This window comes from Streptomyces sp. NPDC086835, assembly GCF_044745705.1.
Lineage (GTDB): Bacteria > Actinomycetota > Actinomycetes > Streptomycetales > Streptomycetaceae > Streptomyces.
Window position 1 is genome coordinate 320,534 of the sequence record NZ_JBIVAU010000010.1, and the last position, 16,173, is coordinate 336,706.

Consider the following 16,173-nt stretch of genomic DNA (forward strand, 5'->3'; position numbering starts at 1 on the left):
GGCCCCGCATCAGGTGTCCTTGTTCGCCGCAGCCGGCCACGACCCCTGGGCGCGGCCGCGGCCGGCCGCTGTCGTCAGCCCTCCAGGAAGGCGGCGAGCGCGTTCGCGAGCAGGTACGGGTCGTCCGCGCCGCACAGTTCACGGGCGCTGTGCATCGACAGGATGGCGATGCCGATGTCGACGGTGTGGATACCGTGGCGGGCCGCAGTGATGGGACCGATGGTGGTGCCGCACGGCATCGCGTTGTTCGACACGAACGTCTGCCACGGTACGCCGGCCTTCTCGCAGGCCGCGGCGAAGTAGGCCCTGCCCTGGCCGTCGGTGGCGTACCGCTGGTTGACGTTGACCTTGAGGATGGGGCCGCCGTTGGCGCGCGGGTGGTGCGTCGGGTCGTGCCGCTCGCCGTAGTTGGGGTGGACGGCGTGGCCGGTGTCGGACGACAGGCAGACCGTTCCCGCGAAGGCGCGGGCCCGGTCCTCGAAGCTACCGCCGCGCGCGAACACCGAACGCTCCAGCACCGACCCGAGCAGCGGGCCGTCGGCACCGGTGTCCGACTGCGAGCCGTTCTCCTCGTGGTCGAATGCGGCGAGGACGGGGATGAAGGGCAGCTCGGCGGAGGCCGCGACCGCGGCCAGCGCGGCCGTTCCGGCGTGCACGGAGACGAGGTTGTCCATCCGCGGGCCGGCGAGCAGTTCGCGGTCGCGTCCGAGATAGGCGGGCGGTTCGACGGAGTGGGCCATCAGGTCCCATCCGGTGACCTCGCCCTGGGGGATGCCGGACTCCGCCTCGAGGAAGCGGATCAGATCGCCCTCCTCGACGTCGCCGAGCCCCCAGATCGGCTGCATGTGGCGCTGCCGGTCGAGCTTGAGGCCGTCGGTGTTGACGGAGCGGTCGAGGTGGACCGCGAGCTGCGGTACACGCAGCAGCGGCCGGTCGATGTCGACCAGCCGGTGGGACCCGTCGCGCAGCGTGAGCCGGCCGGCGAGCCCGAGGTCGCGGTCGAGCCAGGTGTTGAGGAGGGTGCCGCCGTAGATCTCGACGGCGATCTGCCGCCAGCCGTACGCACCGGTGTCGGGCAGGGGCTTGACCCGCAGGTTCGGCGAGTCGGTGTGCGCGCCGACGATGCGGAACGGGGTGTGGGCCGAGGCGCCTTCCGGCACGTACCAGGCGATGAGGGCCCCGCCGCGCAGTACGTACTTGCCGCCGGTCGTCCCGTCCCAGGCGTCCGTCTCGAGGACCTGCCGGAAACCGGCCTTCTCGAGCCTTTCGGCAGCCGCGGCGACCGCGTGGTACGGCGTGGGTGCTGCCGTGAGGAAGGACATGAGGTCGTCGGTGTGGCCGCGATCGAAGCGGGCAGGTTCGCTGCTCATGGGTTCACCTTAACGAGGGGGTAAGTTGCCCGGTCGTCCATCTGTCATACCTGGTCCACAGGGTGCCGGCGACGGCTGGAAACGGTTGCCGTGACGGTCCGGCGGGGCACGGGCCGGCGTATCGAGGGGACGCGGCAGGGCCGCCGTCCGAGGAGTCGGACGGCGGCCCTGTGACGGTCTGACCGGAGCCTAGAAGGCGGCCTCGTCGAGGTCCATCAGCGAACCGTCGACGTTCTCGGCGAGCGCGCGCTCGACGGAGACGCCCGGGAGGACGTTGGCCGCGAAGAACTTCGCCGCCGCGATCTTGCCCTGGTAGAACGGCACGTCCTTGGCGGAGGCGGTCTCGAGCTTCTCGGCGGCGACGGCCGCGCCGCGCAGCAGCAGGTAGGCGACGACCACGTCACCGGAGGCCATCAGCAGGCGGGTGGTGTTGAGGCCCACCTTGTAGATGTTCTTGACGTCCTCGCCGGTGGCGATGAGGTCGTTCGTCATGGTGCCGACGATCGCCTCGAGGTCCACGGCGGCCTTGGCCAGCGCGTCGCGGGCGGCGGCCAGCTCCTCGCCGCCGGTGCCGACCGCGAGGAACTTCTTGATCTCCTCGGAGAGGGCGTTCAGCGCCTGGCCCTGGTCGCGGACGATCTTCCGGAAGAAGTAGTCCTGGCCCTGGATGGCGGTGGTGCCCTCGTAGAGGGTGTCGATCTTGGCGTCGCGGATGTACTGCTCGACCGGGTACTCCTGGAGGTAACCGGAGCCGCCGAAGGTCTGCAGCGACTGGGCCAGCTGCTCGTAGGACTTCTCCGAGCCGTAGCCCTTGACGATCGGCAGGAGCAGGTCGTTCAGCGCGACGAGCGACTTGGTGTCCTCGCCCGCGGTCTCCTTGACGGCGATCTCGTCCTGGATGGAGGCGGTGTACAGCACGAGGGCGCGCATGCCCTCGGCGTACGCCTTCTGCGTCATCAGGGAGCGGCGCACGTCGGGGTGGTGCGTGATGGTGACCTTGGGGGCGGTCTTGTCGGCGAAGTTCTTGAGGTCCGGACCCTGGACGCGCTCCTTGGCGTACTCCAGCGCGTTGAGGTAGCCGGTGGACAGGGTGGCGATGGCCTTCGTGCCGACCATCATCCGGGCGAACTCGATGATCATGAACATCTGGCGGATGCCGTCGTGCTTGTCGCCGATCAGCCAGCCCTTGGCGGGGTGCTGGTCGCCGAAGGTCATCTCGCAGGTGTTGGAGGCCTTGAGGCCCATCTTGTGCTCGACGTTCGTCGCGTAGACGCCGTTGCGCTCGCCCAGCTCGCCGGTCTCCCAGTCGAAGTGGTACTTGGGCACGAGGAAGAGGGACAGGCCCTTGGTGCCGGGGCCGTGGCCCTCGGGGCGCGCCAGCACGTAGTGGAGGATGTTCTCCTCCATGTCGTGCTCACCGGAGGTGATGAAGCGCTTCACGCCCTCGATGTGCCAGGAGCCGTCGTCCTGCTGGACGGCCTTGGTACGGCCGGCGCCGACGTCCGAGCCGGCGTCCGGCTCGGTGAGGACCATGGTGGAGCCCCAGCGCTTCTCCACGGCTATCTCGGCGATCTTCTTCTGCGCCTCGTTGCCCTCCTCGAAGAGGACGCCGGCGAAGGCGGGGCCGGAGGAGTACATCCAGACGGCCGGGTTCGAGCCGAGCAGCAGCTCCGCGTAGGACCAGATCAGGGAGCGGGGCGAGGTGGTGCCGCCGATCTCCTCGGGCAGGCCCAGACGCCAGTACTCGGAGTCCATGAAGGCCTTGTAGCTCTTCTTGAAGCTCTCGGGGACCGGGGCGGTGTTGGTCGCGGGGTCGAACACCGGCGGGTTGCGGTCGGCGTCCGCGAAGGACTCGGCGAGCTCGTTCTCCGCGAGGCGGGCGATCTCCGCGAGGATCGACTTGGCGGTGTCGACGTCCATCTCCGCGAACGGGCCGGTGCCGTACAGCTTGTCGCGCCCGAGGACCTCGAAGAGGTTGAACTCGATGTCGCGGAGATTCGACTTGTAGTGCCCCATGGCGACGGCTCCGTAAGGATCGGAAGTCTGGATTTCTCATCCACGTACCAGCAAGTAGCTACGATAATGCTACCCGTCGGTAATAAGATGCAACCCCTATCGGGGCAACTGTGACTCGTTACTCTTGCGGGCATGTACGGCTACGACCAGACCCCGGGCGCTCAGCAGCAGCAGTACGTGCCTCAGCAGCCCTCCTACGGGGAGCAGCCGCTGTACCCCGAGCCGTCGCCGCCGTCACTGGCCGACGCGGTGCGGGCCTTCACGACGGGGTCGATGGCGGCCGAGGACTTCCAGCAGATCTTCGCGACGTCGAAGGTCTACTGCCCGCGCGGCGACAACCCGGGGTTCTTGGCCCTGCACAACACGCAGCAGCCGGTGATCCCGATGTTCACCTCGCTCAAGGAGCTGCGCCGGTACGCCGGCAAGGAGTCGAAGTACTTCGTGATCACGGGGGCCGAGGTGATCGACCTGCTGCCGACGGGCTACGGCTTCGTGCTGGACATGGAGGGCGACCACCGGATGGTCTTCGACGCGAAGGCCGTCGAGCAGATGGTCGACTTCGCGATGCGGCGGATGTACGGGTAGCCGTCGCCGCTCCGCGCACCGCCGGCGGCCCGCAGCCGCCGTGGTCGCGCCCCCTCGTTTCCGACGCCCGGGAGGAATTCCTCCCGGGCGTTCTCCGTTTGTGGTGGCAAGAAGTTCATCGTTCAACTAAAGTCGTCGCACAAGGAGGTCCCGCCATGCCTGCAGTGACTGTCGAGAACCCGATCACCCTGCCGCGCGTCGCCGCGCCCGCCGAGGCGCTGCCGAGGCCCGTGCTCACCGTGACCACGGCCCCGAGCGGCTTCGAGGGGGAGGGATTCCCGGTGCGGCGCGCGTTCGCCGGGATCAACTACCAGTACCTCGACCCGTTCATCATGATGGACCAGATGGGCGAGGTGGAGTACGCGCCCGGCGAGCCGAAGGGCACGCCCTGGCACCCGCACCGCGGCTTCGAGACGGTCACGTACCTGCTCGACGGAACCTTCGTCCACCAGGACAGCAACGGTGGCGGCGGAACCATCCAGAACGGCGACACGCAGTGGATGACGGCCGGAAGCGGCCTGCTCCACATCGAGGCACCGCCGGAGGAGCTGGTGGTGTCGGGAGGCTTGTTCCACGGCCTCCAGCTGTGGGTGAACCTGCCCGCGCGCGACAAGATGATGGACCCGCGCTACCAGGACATCCGCGGCGGCCATGTGCGCCTGCTGACCTCCCCCGACGGCGGTGCCCTGCTCCGGGTGATCGCCGGCGAACTCGGCGGTCATGAGGGCCCGGGCATCACGCACACCCCCATCACCATGGTCCACGCGACTCTGGCGCCGGGAGCGGAGATCACCCTGCCGTGGCGCGAGGACTTCAACGGCCTCGCGTACGTCCTCGCGGGCCGCGGCGCGGTCGGACAGGAGCTGCGGCCGGTGCGCAAGGGGCAGACGGCCGTCTTCGGTGACGGCGGATCGCTGACCGTCCGTGCGGACGAGTCGCAGGACTCCAACACGCCCGACCTTGAGATCGTGCTGCTCGGCGGGCAGCCGATCAGGGAGCCGATGGCGCACTACGGCCCCTTCGTGATGAACACCCAGGAGGAGCTGCGGCAGGCCTTCGAGGACTTCCAGCGGGGCCGTCTCGGCACCGTTCCGGCGGTCCACGGCATGTAGTCGCTTCCCCGTCGCCCTCCCGGGCCGCCGGCCCGGGAGGGCACGTCCCCGCTGTCCGTTTGACGGGGCGTCACCCGTGCGGACCGGGCGGGCGGGACGGGTGCGGGCGGCCGTGGTCGGGTGGGGCTGTGCCCCAGTCGAAGTCGCTGCTGCCCGAGCCCATGAGGCGCCTCGCCGCCTGGTGCCTCGTCGCGCTGCTCGTCATCGGGGTCGCGGCCGTCGGGATCTGGCTCGTCGTCAGGTTCCAGACGGTCGTGACGCCCGTGCTCCTCGCCCTGCTCGGGACCGCGCTGCTGGGGCCGTTGTACCGGCGGCTGGTCCGGCTGAAGGTGCAGCAGTCGCTGGCCGCGGGACTCACCTGTGTCGCCGTGGTGGCCGTGGTCGGCGGCGCGGTCTACATCGTCGTCAGCGCGCTGATCGAGACCGGCGACCAGATCATCGCCTCGCTGCGGCAGGCCGCCTCCGACCTCGCACGGCATTTCGGAGCCGCCGGGACCTCGCTCGACGACGTGGCCTCGAATGCCAGGGAACTGCTCGGCAAGTTCGGCGGAACGGCGGCATCCGGTGTGATCTCCGGGCTGAGCGTGGTCAGCGAGATGATCGCGATCGCCGTCCTGGCGCTGCTGCTGATCTTCTTCTTCCTGCGGGACTCCGAACGGACCGTCGGAGCGCTGCGCTCCGTCGCGCCGGGCGACGCCGGCGAGCTCGTCGAGGCGATCGGGCGCCGGGCCTTCCGCGGCGTCGAGGGCTTCATGCGCGGGACGACGTTCATCGCGCTGATCGACGCCGTGTGCATCACGGTCGGGCTGCTGATCCTGCGGGTGCCCGGTGCGGTGGGACTCGGGGCACTCGTCTTCGTGGGCGCCTACATCCCCTATCTCGGGGCGTTCATCTCCGGCGCGGTCGCCGTCCTGGTCGCTCTCGCCGACCGGGGGTTCGTCATCGCGCTGTGGGCGCTCGGGGTGGTGCTGGCCGTGCAGGTGCTGGAGGGACATGTGCTCCAGCCGATGATCCAGAGCCGTACGGTCCACATGCATCCCGCGGTCGTACTGTTGGCGATCACGGCGGGGGCGAGCCTCGCGGGCATCCTCGGGATGCTGCTCGCCGTGCCCGTGACCGCCGCCTTGTTCGCCGCCGTCCACGAACTCCGGGCGCGTTACGGCGCCACGGGCGCGGAGCCCGGCGGGCCCGGTCCGTCGCCGGGTGCGGCCGGCGCGCCCGGCTCGTAGAGCTCGAACCAGATCGACTTGCCCTCGCCCCTCGGGTCCACGCCCCAGTCGTCCGCCAGCATCTCCATCAGCAGCAGCCCGCGCCCCGAGGAGGCCATCTCGCCCGGCCGGCGGCGGTGGGGCAGTTCGTCGCTGGCGTCGGTGACCTCCACGCGCAGCCGCCGTTCCGGCGTGCGGTGGGCCACTTCGGCGACGATGAGCGCGTCGCCGTCCGTGTGGACGAGCACATTCGTGACCATCTCGGAGACCATGAGGACCGCGGAGTCGACCTGTTCCGTGTCCTCCCAGTCGTGGAGCAGTTCGCGCAGATGGCGCCGGGCGGCCGCGATCCGCTCCGGCTGCGCCTGGGCGACGGCCATCGCGGTACGGCGCGGGGCGCGGCGGGACGGCTGTCCCTCCCGGCACAGCAGCACGAGCGCGATGTCGTCCTCGCGCCGGTCGGCGAGCGGACCGGTCGTGTAGTGGGACGACGGCCCGTGCACGGCCTGCACCAGGTTGTCGGCGAGGTCCTCCAGCGACGTGCCGGAGTGCTCCTCCAGGACGCCGCGCACCCTGGCCCAGCCGGTGTCGAGGTCGTGCCCGCCGGTCTCGAGGAGGCCGTCCGTGCAGATCATCAGCGTCTCGCCCGGCTCCAGGACGAACCGGGTCGTCGGGTAGTCGGTGTCCGGGTCGATGCCCAGCGGCAGCCCGCCCTCCGTGGGACGCAGCAGCACCGTGCCGTCAGAGGTCCGCACGGCCGGCTCCGGATGCCCGGCGCGGGCGATCTCGACCAGGCCGGTGGCCGGGTCGACCTCCAGATAGAGGCAGGTCGCGAAGCGGGGGCTCGAACAGTCGCCCTCCGCGTAGGTGTCGGTGATGCCGTGCAGGAAGCGGGAGGCGCGCGAGAGGACCGCGTCCGGCCGGTGGCCCTCGGAGGCGTACGCGCGCAGGGCGATCCGCAGCTGACCCATCAGCCCGGCGGCCCGTACGTCGTGTCCTTGGACGTCCCCGATGACCAGGGCGGTGCGCCCGGAGGGGAGCGGGATCACGTCGTACCAGTCGCCGCCGACCTGAAGTCCGCCGCCGGTCGGCACGTACCGTGCGGCCACCGCCATGCCCGGGATCTCCGGGCCGAGCTGGGGCATCATCGAGCGCTGCAGTCCGAGCGAGAGCTCACGCTCGGTCTCGGCGACCTCGGCGCGTGCCAGCGCCTGGGCGAGCATCCGGGCGACCGTGGTGAGGACGGAGCGCTCGTCGGGCGTGAAGGCGACCGGATGGCGGAAGGCCGCCATCCAGGCACCCATGGTCCGGCCGGCGACGATCAGGGGCAGGAACGCCCAGGACCGGCGGCCGAAACGCTGGGCGAGGGGCCAGGTGACGGGGTAACGACGGCGGTAGTCGCCCGGGGTCGGCAGATAGACGGCCCGCCCTGTCCGCACCACTTCGGCGGCCGGGTAGTCGGTGTCGAGCGGCAGGTCCGTGAACGGCTGCTCGTCCTCCGCGCTGTGCCCGTGGTGGCCGGTGATCGTCAGATGGTCGCCGGCCACGCCGAAGACCGCCAGGCCGTCCGGTGAGAAGCCGGGCATGGACAGGGAGGAGGCGACCCGCAGCACCTCGGCCGTGGACCGGGCCTCCGCGAGGGCGCGGCCCGCGTCCAGCAGGAACGCCTCACGGTGACGGCGCCAGTCACCGGTGACCGGTGTCTTGGCGGCCGTCGTGCCCGGATGGGGCTCCGCCACCTCCTGGAGGGTGCCGATCAGCAGGTAGCCCTCGCCCTCCGCACGCGCCTTGGTGCGGCTGCGGACGGTGCGCAGCACCCGTCCGGTCCCGTCCACGACCCTGAGTCTGGCCTCGGCGAGGGTGCCCTCGGTGACGGCCACGGAGATGACGCCGTTGATCTCGCCCCAGTCGACGGGGTGGAAACGGGCGCGTACGGCGGATGCGGGGACGTCGCCGGCCCCGGCGGCGAGCTCGATCAGCCGGGCCGCCTCGGCGTCGAGGGTGACCGTGCCGGTCGTGGTGTCCCATCGCCAGACGCCGGTCGCGATCGCGGCGAGAACATCCTCCGTACCCATTGGTTCACTTTATTCCGATCATCACAGTTGTGACGTGCCGGGAGGCTGTCGCGTCTATGTCAATGGGCGGGGGAGATGCCGGGCGGTAACCTTGCAACGGTTGTGCCCACCCCGAATCGCTAAGACTGGATGAACGACGATGCATCGGTACAGGTCCCACACCTGCGGCGAGCTCCGCGCCTCTGACGTCGGAGCCGACGTCCGGCTGAGCGGCTGGCTGCACAATCGGCGCGACCTGGGCGGCATCCTCTTCATCGATCTGCGTGACCACTACGGCATCACGCAGCTCGTCGCCCGGCCCGGCACCAAGGCCGCCGAGGTTCTCGACAAGCTGACGAAGGAGACCGTCGTCCGCGTCGACGGCAAGGTCGTCTCCCGCGGCGCCGAGAACGTCAACCCCGAGCTGCCCACCGGTGAGATCGAGGTCGAGGCCACCGAGGTAGAGGTCCTGGGCGCCGCCAAGCAGATCCCGTTCACCATCAACGCCGACGACGGCGTGAACGAGGAGCGCCGCCTCGAGTACCGCTTCCTCGACCTGCGCCGCGAGCGCATGCACCGCAACATCATGCTGCGCACCGCCGTCATCTCCGCCATCCGGCACAAGATGACCGCCCTCGGCTTCAACGAGATGGCGACCCCGATCCTCGCCGCGACCTCCCCCGAGGGCGCGCGCGACTTCGTCGTCCCGTCCCGGCTGAACCCCGGGAAGTTCTACGCGCTGCCGCAGGCCCCGCAGCAGTTCAAGCAGTTGCTGATGATCTCCGGCTTCGACCGCTACTTCCAGATCGCGCCGTGCTTCCGCGACGAGGACGCCCGCGCCGACCGCTCGCCGGGCGAGTTCTACCAGCTCGACGTCGAGATGAGCTTCGTCGAGCAGGAGGACGTCTTCCAGCCGATCGAGAAGCTGATGACGGAGATCTTCGAGGAGTTCGGCGGCGGCCGCCACGTCACCTCCCCCTTCCCGCGGATCCCGTTCCGCGAGGCGATGCTGAAGTACGGCTCCGACAAGCCGGACCTGCGCGCCAAGCTGGAGCTCGTCGACATCTCCGACGTCTTCGCCGGCTCGGAGTTCAAGGCCTTCGCCGGCAAGCACGTCCGCGCCCTGGCCGTGCCGGACACCGCCGATCAGCCCCGTAAGTTCTTCGACGGCCTCGGCGACTACGCCGTCGAGCAGGGTGCCAAGGGCCTCGCCTGGGTCCGCGTCGGCAACGACGGAGCCCTGACCGGCCCCATCGCCAAGTTCCTCACCGAGGAGAACGTCAAGGTCCTCACCGAGCGTCTGGGTCTGGCCCCCGGCCACGCCGTCTTCTTCGGCGCCGGTGACTTCGACGAGGTCTCCAAGATCATGGGCGCCGTCCGCGTCGAGGCGGCCAAGCGCGCCGGCCACTTCGAGGAGGGCGTCTTCCGGTTCTGCTGGATCGTCGACTTCCCGATGTACGAGAAGGACGAGGAGACCGGCAAGATCGACTTCTCGCACAACCCGTTCTCCATGCCGCAGGGCGGTCTCGAGGCCCTGGAGACCCAGGACCCGCTGGACATCCTGGGCTGGCAGTACGACATCGTCTGCAACGGCGTCGAGCTGTCCTCCGGTGCGATCCGGAACCACGAGCCCGAGATCATGTTCAAGGCGTTCGAGATCGCGGGCTACTCCCGTGAGACCGTCGAGCACGAGTTCGCAGGCATGCTCCGCGCCTTCGAGTACGGCGCCCCGCCGCACGGTGGCATCGCCCCCGGCATCGACCGCATCGTGATGCTGCTGGCCGACGAGCCGAACATCCGCGAGACGATCGCGTTCCCGCTCAACGGCAACGCGCAGGACCTGCTGATGGGCGCGCCGACCGAGCTGGACGAGGCCCGTCTGCGCGAGCTGAACATCCAGCTGCGCAAGCCGGTCGCCAAGTCCGGCGAGTAGTACGGCACGAGCGCCGCACCAAGAAGGGCCCCGGAACCTCAAGGTTCCGGGGCCCTTCTTCGTGCCGGGGCGGCAGGAAGGTGCGCGAAACGCGAGGGCCCGGACCACGACGTGGTCCGGGCCCTCGCGGGTCCCGCGACCTCTGCGGACGCGGGACCGGTCGTTCTTCGGCGTGGTGCTACGCCTTCTTCGGCTCCTCCAGGCGGGGGAACAGGACCGCGCCCTTCGTCACCGTCGCTCCGGCGGGCAGCTTGCCCCACTCACCGGCCTCCTGGACCTTCTGGTCCGCGAGAGCGCCCAGCGGGTCCTCGGCGCCCAGGGAGTCCCACAGTTGCTGGGACGTCTCCGGCATGACCGGGTTGAGCAGGACCGCGACCGCGCGCAGGGACTCCGCCGCCGTGTACAGGATGGTCGCGAGGCGCGCCCGGCCCTCCGGGGAGTCGTCCTTCGCGACCTTCCACGGCTCCTGCTCCGTGATGTAGCCGTTGACCTGCTTCACGAACTCGAAGACGCTCAGGATGCCGCTCTGGAAGTCCAGCTCCTCGCCGATCTTCCGGTCGGCCTCCGCGACCGCCTTCGCCAGGCCGTCCTGGACGGCCTTCTCCGCCTCACCCGAGGCCGTGGCCGCGGGCAGCGCACCGTCGAAGTACTTGCCGACCATCGCCGCCACGCGGGAGGCGAGGTTGCCGTAGTCGTTGGCGAGCTCGGAGGTGTACCGGGCGGTGAAGTCCTCCCAGGAGAACGAACCGTCCTGGCCGAATGCGATGGCGCGCAGGAAGTACCAGCGGTACGCGTCCACACCGAAGTGCGACGTCAGGTCCTGCGGCTTGATGCCGGTCAGGTTGGACTTCGACATCTTCTCGCCGCCGACCATCAGCCAGCCGTTGGCCGCGACCTTGCCGGGCAACGGCAGGCCCTGCGCCATCAGCATCGCGGGCCAGATGATCGCGTGGAAGCGCAGGATGTCCTTGCCCACCAGGTGGACGTCGGCCGGGAAGGTCTCGTCGAACTTCGCCTGGTTCGAGCCGTAGCCGACAGCGGTGGCGTAGTTGAGGAGCGCGTCGATCCACACGTAGATGACGTGCTTCTCGTCCCACGGGACCGGGACGCCCCAGTCGAACGTCGAGCGCGAGATGGACAGGTCCTGAAGGCCCTGCTTGACGAAGTTCACGACCTCGTTGCGGGCCGACTCGGGCTGGATGAAGTCCGGGTTCGCCGCGTAGAAGTCGAGCAGCTTCGGGCCGTACTCGCTGAGCTTGAAGAAGTAGTTCTCCTCCTTGAGGATCTCCACCGGCTTCTTGTGGATCGGGCACAGCTTGGTGCCGTCCTCGGCCTCGATGAGGTCGCCGGGGAGCTTGTACTCCTCACAGCCCACGCAGTACGGGCCTTCGTACCCGCCCTTGTAGATCTCGCCCTTGTCGTACAGGTCCTGCACGAACTCCTGCACACGGTCCGTGTGCCGCTTCTCCGTGGTGCGGATGAAGTCGTCGTTTCTGATATTCAGGTGCTCCCAGAGGGGCTTCCAGGCCTCCTCGACGAGCTTGTCGCACCACTCCTGGGGCGTGACGCCGTTCGCCTCCGCGGTGCGCATGATCTTCTGACCGTGCTCGTCCGTGCCGGTGAGGTACCACACCTTCTCGCCACGCTGACGGTGCCAGCGTGTGAGCACGTCGCCTGCGACGGTCGTATAGGCGTGGCCCAGGTGAGGAGCGTCGTTGACGTAGTAAATAGGGGTCGAAACGTAGAAAGCCTTCACGCCTTCGCCCCCATGCTTCTCGGATCCAGTGGCCGCCATGGTCGAAATCCTATCGGGCCCGAGAAGATCGACTCACACGCGTGCCGGGGGCACGGGTGACGTCCGGCGCCCTCCGTGACGTCCGGGCGGACGCTCTGAGCGCCCGCCCGGACGTCACCGGGGGTCACCGGGGGTCACCGCCGGGTCGTGCTCACGGCCGCCAGACCTCGAGGATCCCCTTGAACAGCTCCGCGTGCGGGAGCTCGAGGGGCGCCGGGCCGGCGTGGAAGAAGGCGGCGTTGTCCACCTGGAGTTTGCGCAGGTAGTCGAAGGCCTTGGCGTCGTGCTCGCCGAACGCCACGAACTGCCAGAAGACCGGCTTGCCGGCGGTCGCCGCGAGCGCGGCGGTGGCAGCGGTCTTCGACTCGGGGGCGCCGTCGGTCTGGAAGATCACGAACGCGGGGGCGTCGGTCTTCTTCTTCGCGTGCAGGGCGAGGACCTCCTCGACGGCGAGGTGGTAGTTCGTACGGCCCATACGGCCGAGCCCGGCGTGCAGCTCGTCCACGCGGCCCTCGTGGGAGTCGAGGGTGAGCTCGCCGGTGCCGTCGATCTCGGTCGAGAAGAACACGACGTCGACGGTCGCGTCGGCGTCGAGGTGCGCCGAGAGCGCGAGAGCCTGCTCCCCGAGGCGCTGGGCGCTGCCGTCCTTGAAGAACGGGCGCATGGATCCGGACCGGTCGAGCACGAGGTACACGTGGGCACGCGCCCCGGTGAGCTCCGCCTTCTTGAGGGCGGCGCCGGCGGCCTTGTACGCGTCCACCAGCTTCGGCGCCCGCGCCTTGACCCGCGCGAGCCCGATCGCGGCGCGCCCGGCGGGCCCGTCGGTGACGGTGGGCTCGTCGGCCGCGGTCTCGTCGGCCTCTGCGACCTCGGTGACCGCGTCGGCCTCGGGCTGGGGCTCCTCGGCGTCGGCCACGACGGCGTCCGCGGCGGCGACGGGCTCGGTGGGCTCCGTGACGGTGGGCTCGTCGGTAGCGGTGGGCTCGGCGGGCGCGGGCTCGTCGGACGTGGTGACCTCGGGCGCCTCGGACTCGGCGGCCTCAGGCTCCTTCGCGGCGGCCTCGGGCTCGGCCGCGGCCGGGTCAGCGGCGACAGTCTCGGCGGCGACGGGCTCCTCGGGCGCGACGACCTCGGAGGCTTCGGCCTCGGCGACCTCGTCCTCAGCGGCGGCCTTGTCCGCCGCCGGGGAGTCGACCTCAGCGGCCTTGTCCTCGGCGGCCTCGGCAACGGCAGCCTCGTCCGCGGCGGCCTTCTCAGCCGCGGGCTCGGTCACCGGGGCCGTGTCTTCGGCGGTCTCGACCTCAGCGGCCTTGTCCTCGGCGGCCTCGACAACGGCAGCCTCGTCGGCGGCGGTCTTCTCAGGCGTGGGCTCGGTCACCGGGGCCTCGACCTCGGTGGCCTTGTCTTCGACGGGCTCGACCTCAGTGGCCTCAGCCACCACTGCCGTGTCCTCGGCGATCTCGACCTCAGCAGCCTTCTCCGCCGCGGCCGGCTTCGGCTCGGCAGCGTCGGTGGAGACGCTCGGCTCCGGCGATGTGCCCTGGGCCGGGACCGACGTGGGGCGGTGGCGCGGGGCCGGGTTGTCGAACGCGGCGGAGACCAGGTCTGCCGCCCGGTCGGTGGGGGGCTGCGAGGGGACCGTCGCGGTGGACGTGTCCTTGGCCGGTTCCGTGCGCTCGCTCTGGGCCGGAACGGAGGGTGCCGCCGACTCGTTACGCTCATCACGGTCGCGTCCGAACACCTTGCGCAGCATGCTCCGAATACCCATGGGCGAGGCCTTTCACATGAGTTGGGTGCGGTGACTGTCCGCTCCTGCCCGGGGCAACAAGGCCAGGGCGGACACGTAAGGTTAGCGGCCGCCCGGCGCGGCTCCGGGGAGGGCACCCACCCGACCGTTCCACACACCGCAACCGGGCCCCGGCCGTGCCCCATTCATCCCTCGTTCACCTCGCGTCCGCCGCCGTGCAGATGTGCGCCTCTAACGTCATGGCCGGAATCATTCCGACACCATGTCGGCGCAGGTGCGCCGAAGGAGGACGAAGTGCGCAAACTGCTGCCGCTGTTGACCACCACTCCGCACGCGGGTGGACGTTCCGCCCTCACCTGCCGTTACCGCTGCGGCGACGCCTGCTTCCACGAGGTCCCGAACACCAGCGACAACGAGTACGTCGGTGATGTCATAGCGAGCGCCCTGTCGCGCCGTTCGATGATGCGCGCCGCCGCGGTCGTGACCGTCGCCGCCGCGGCCGGCGGCTCGGCCGTCGTCCAGGCAGCCACTCCCGCTGAAGCCTCCGGCCGCAAGCCGAGTGCCGGCAGGGTGGACGGCGCCCGGGGCCTGCGCTTCTCGCCCGTCGCCCCCAACAAGGACGACAAGGTCACCGTCCCCGAGGGGTACGCGCAGAGTGTGGTCATCCGCTGGGGAGAGCCGATCCTCCGCGGTGCCCCCGCCTTCGACCCGGACCGGCAGTCGGCGAAGGCGCAGGCCGGCCAGTTCGGCTACAACAACGACTTCCTCAGCCTGCTCCCGCTCCCGGGCGAGCGTGGCCGCCAGGTCCTCGTGGCGAACCACGAGTACACGGACGAGGTCCTGATGTTCAAGGGGTACGACCCCGAGAACCCGACCCGCGAGCAGGTCGAGATCGCCTGGGCCGCGCACGGTCTGTCCGTCGTCGTGGTCCAGGAGGAGCACCGCTCCGGCAAGCTCACCCCGGTGAACCGCCACCCGCTCAACCGCCGTCTCACCGCCACGAGCGAGTTCGAGGTCACCGGCCCGGCCGCCGGCGGCGCGCTGCTGCGCACCTCCGCCGACCCGTCGGGCACCAAGGTGCTCGGCACGCTCAACAACTGCGCCGGCGGCACCACCCCGTGGGGGACCACCCTCCACGGCGAGGAGAACTTCAACCAGTACTTCGCTAACGGCTCGAGCGCGACGGACAAGCGCTACGGCATCGGCTCCGGCGCCACGGAGCGCAAGTGGGAGCGTTTCGACAAGCGCTTCGACGTCAAGCAGGAGCCCAACGAGGTCCACCGCCACGGCTGGGTCGTCGAGCTCGACCCGTTCGACCCGGACTTCACGCCCGCCAAGCGCACCGCGCTGGGCCGGTTCAAGCACGAGGCCGCGCAGCCCCGGCTCACCGCCGACGGCCGGCCCGTCGTCTACATGGGCGACGACGAGCGCTTCGACTACTTCTACAAGTTCGTCTCCTCGAAGCGGATGAAGAAGGGCGACAGCCGCGCCGCGCGCGAGCACAACCGCACGCTCCTCGACGAGGGCACCCTGTACGTCGCCAAGCTGACCGGCGACAGCCCCGCCGCCGAGATCGACGGCACCGGCAAGCTCCCGAACGACGGCGAGTTCGACGGTTCCGGCGTGTGGATCCCGCTCGCGACGGGCAACGTGTCGCACGTGCCCGGCATGACCGCCGAGGAGGTGTACGTCTTCACCCGTCTCGCCGGTGACAAGGTCGGCGCGACGAAGATGGACCGCCCCGAGGACGTCGAGCCGAGCCCCCGCTCCGGCCGGGTGTACGTGGCGCTCACCAACAACAAGGACCGCGGCGCCGCCGGCAAGGCGGGCGCGGACGAGGCCAACCCGCGCAACGGCAACAAGCACGGCCAGGTCCTCGAGCTCGCCGAGCACTGGGACGACCCGGCGTCGGACGGCTTCGCCTGGCGTCTCTTCCTGGTCGCCGGCGACCCGAACGACCCGGCGACCTACTTCGCCGGTTTCCCGAAGGACAGGGTCAGCCCCATCTCCTGCCCGGACAACGTGGCGTTCGACCCGCACGGGAACCTGTGGCTCTCCACGGACGGCAACGCGCTCGGCACCCACGACGGCCTGTTCGGCGTGGCGACGCAGGGAGAGCGCCGTGGTGAACTGAAGCAGTTCCTGACCGTGCCGATCGGCGCGGAGACCTGCGGGCCGATCATCCAGGACCGCCGTGTCCTGGTGGCGGTGCAGCACCCGGGCGAGGTCGACGGCGCGTCCGTCGAGAAGCCCGCGAGCGCCTGGCCCGACGGACCGGGCAAGCTGGTCCGCCCTTCGGTCGTCGCCGTCTACCGCAAGGACGGCGGGAACATCGGCGCCTGACCAGGCAGCG

10 protein-coding genes are annotated in these 16,173 nt (G+C 70.1%); 5 read left to right on the forward strand and 5 right to left on the reverse strand.

Annotation, left to right across the window (positions count from 1 at the left end; all coding sequences use genetic code 11):
- Positions 1–74: 74 nt before the first annotated feature.
- Both ACIPJI_RS29385 and ACIPJI_RS29390 read right to left on the reverse strand, forming a co-directional pair.
- On the reverse strand, positions 75–1,370 hold the full coding sequence (locus ACIPJI_RS29385) for a M18 family aminopeptidase (protein ID WP_356623384.1): 1,296 nt from the start codon (positions 1,368–1,370) through the stop codon (positions 75–77).
- A 189-nt stretch (positions 1,371–1,559) separates the two neighbouring features.
- Positions 1,560–3,386, reverse strand: a complete 1,827-nt coding sequence (locus ACIPJI_RS29390; protein ID WP_356623383.1) for an acyl-CoA dehydrogenase — start codon at positions 3,384–3,386, stop codon at positions 1,560–1,562.
- Positions 3,387–3,518: 132 nt separating this feature from the next.
- On the opposite strand from ACIPJI_RS29390, the gene ACIPJI_RS29395 reads away from it, so the two are divergent.
- From ACIPJI_RS29395 to ACIPJI_RS29405, 3 genes are all read left to right on the forward strand, one after another.
- Positions 3,519–3,971 (forward strand): SseB family protein, encoded by a 453-nt coding sequence (locus tag ACIPJI_RS29395; protein ID WP_005314710.1) that lies wholly within the window; start codon positions 3,519–3,521, stop codon positions 3,969–3,971.
- 155 nt (positions 3,972–4,126) lie between these two features.
- A complete protein-coding gene (locus tag ACIPJI_RS29400; RefSeq protein ID WP_402249789.1) occupies positions 4,127–5,083 on the forward strand; it encodes a pirin family protein in 957 nt (318 codons plus the stop codon).
- Between the two features lie 161 nt (positions 5,084–5,244).
- The gene (locus tag ACIPJI_RS29405) at positions 5,245–6,312 is read left to right on the forward strand and encodes an AI-2E family transporter (protein WP_402249826.1); all 1,068 of its coding nucleotides are present in this window, start codon (positions 5,245–5,247) and stop codon (positions 6,310–6,312) included.
- On the opposite strand, the gene ACIPJI_RS29410 is transcribed toward ACIPJI_RS29405, so the two are convergent.
- Entirely contained in the window at positions 6,240–8,366 is a 2,127-nt protein-coding gene (locus ACIPJI_RS29410; RefSeq protein ID WP_402249791.1) for a SpoIIE family protein phosphatase, read from the reverse strand. The two genes, ACIPJI_RS29405 and ACIPJI_RS29410, sit on opposite strands and share 73 nt — an antisense overlap.
- Positions 8,367–8,505: 139 nt before the next feature.
- On the opposite strand from ACIPJI_RS29410, the gene aspS reads away from it, so the two are divergent.
- Positions 8,506–10,278, forward strand: coding sequence for an aspartate--tRNA ligase (gene aspS / locus ACIPJI_RS29415; protein WP_402249793.1), 1,773 nt, complete (start codon positions 8,506–8,508; stop codon positions 10,276–10,278).
- Positions 10,279–10,456: 178 nt separating this feature from the next.
- Here the strand turns inward: aspS and metG are convergent, their stop codons facing one another.
- Together metG and ACIPJI_RS29425 are read right to left on the reverse strand one after the other, a co-directional pair.
- Positions 10,457–12,073 (reverse strand): methionine--tRNA ligase, encoded by a 1,617-nt coding sequence (gene metG / locus ACIPJI_RS29420; RefSeq protein WP_356623380.1) that lies wholly within the window; start codon positions 12,071–12,073, stop codon positions 10,457–10,459.
- A gap of 151 nt (positions 12,074–12,224) precedes the next feature.
- Positions 12,225–13,841 carry a VWA domain-containing protein gene (locus tag ACIPJI_RS29425; protein WP_402249795.1) on the reverse strand — a complete coding sequence of 539 codons (1,617 nt, stop codon included), beginning with the start codon at positions 13,839–13,841 and terminating at the stop codon, positions 12,225–12,227.
- A 273-nt stretch (positions 13,842–14,114) separates the two neighbouring features.
- Here ACIPJI_RS29425 and ACIPJI_RS29430 point away from each other — a divergent pair, with 273 nt between their 5' ends.
- Complete coding sequence (locus ACIPJI_RS29430) at positions 14,115–16,163, forward strand: PhoX family protein (RefSeq protein ID WP_402249797.1); 2,049 nt, start codon at positions 14,115–14,117, stop codon at positions 16,161–16,163.
- The last annotated feature ends 10 nt before the right edge of the window (positions 16,164–16,173 follow it).

Excerpts from the sequence above, each read along its gene's own strand:
- ACIPJI_RS29385 (WP_356623384.1), bottom strand. The coding sequence starts at position 1,370 with ATGAGCAGCGAACCTGCCCGCTTCGATCGCGGCCACACCGACGACCTC.
- ACIPJI_RS29390 (WP_356623383.1), bottom strand. The coding sequence starts at position 3,386 with ATGGGGCACTACAAGTCGAATCTCCGCGACATCGAGTTCAACCTCTTC.
- ACIPJI_RS29395 (WP_005314710.1), top strand. The coding sequence starts at position 3,519 with ATGTACGGCTACGACCAGACCCCGGGCGCTCAGCAGCAGCAGTACGTG.
- ACIPJI_RS29400 (WP_402249789.1), top strand. The coding sequence starts at position 4,127 with ATGCCTGCAGTGACTGTCGAGAACCCGATCACCCTGCCGCGCGTCGCC.
- ACIPJI_RS29405 (WP_402249826.1), top strand. The coding sequence starts at position 5,245 with ATGAGGCGCCTCGCCGCCTGGTGCCTCGTCGCGCTGCTCGTCATCGGG.
- ACIPJI_RS29410 (WP_402249791.1), bottom strand. The coding sequence starts at position 8,366 with ATGGGTACGGAGGATGTTCTCGCCGCGATCGCGACCGGCGTCTGGCGA.
- aspS (WP_402249793.1), top strand. The coding sequence starts at position 8,506 with ATGCATCGGTACAGGTCCCACACCTGCGGCGAGCTCCGCGCCTCTGAC.
- metG (WP_356623380.1), bottom strand. The coding sequence starts at position 12,073 with ATGGCGGCCACTGGATCCGAGAAGCATGGGGGCGAAGGCGTGAAGGCT.
- ACIPJI_RS29425 (WP_402249795.1), bottom strand. The coding sequence starts at position 13,841 with ATGGGTATTCGGAGCATGCTGCGCAAGGTGTTCGGACGCGACCGTGAT.